This is a genomic window from Acidovorax sp. HMWF018, assembly GCF_003061035.1.
Lineage (GTDB): Bacteria > Pseudomonadota > Gammaproteobacteria > Burkholderiales > Burkholderiaceae_C > Acidovorax > Acidovorax delafieldii.
Genome location: NZ_QAIM01000434.1, coordinates 14,512 through 14,980, shown reverse-complemented (window position 1 = coordinate 14,980; position 469 = coordinate 14,512). Strand labels below are relative to the sequence as shown.

The following is a 469-nucleotide window of genomic DNA, read 5'->3' as shown; positions in this document are numbered from 1 at the left end:
GGAGAGCGCTGCGCCGCGTTTGGCCACGATATCCTGCGGCGCAGCGCTCTCCAGCACGCGCCCTGCGTGCATCAGCGAGATGCGGTCGCAGCGCTCGGCCTCGTTCATGAAGTGGGTGGAGATGAAGATGGTGACCTTGTCGCGCCGCGCCAGCTCCACCATCAGGCGCCAGAAGTTGTCGCGCGCCATCGGGTCCACGCCCGAGGTGGGCTCATCCAGGATCAGCAGCTCGGGCTGGTGCACCATGGCCACGGCCAGCGACAGGCGCTGGCGCATGCCCAGCGGCAGCTTCATGGGCAGTGCGCTGCGAGCGGCCTGCAGGTCAAAGCGCTCCAGCATGGCCGTCACGCGCGTGGGCACCTCGGTCTCGGGCACGTGGAACAGCCGGGCATGCAGCACCAGGTTCTGCTCCACCGACAGCTCGCTGTACAGCGAAAACGCCTGCGACATGTAGCCCACGCGCCGCCGC

1 protein-coding gene is annotated in these 469 nt (G+C 68.4%); it reads right to left on the bottom strand.

Features of this window, described 5'->3' with window-relative positions:
* A partial coding sequence (locus tag DBR23_RS30995; protein ID WP_233250544.1) for an ATP-binding cassette domain-containing protein occupies nt 1–469 on the bottom strand: 469 nt, incomplete at both ends.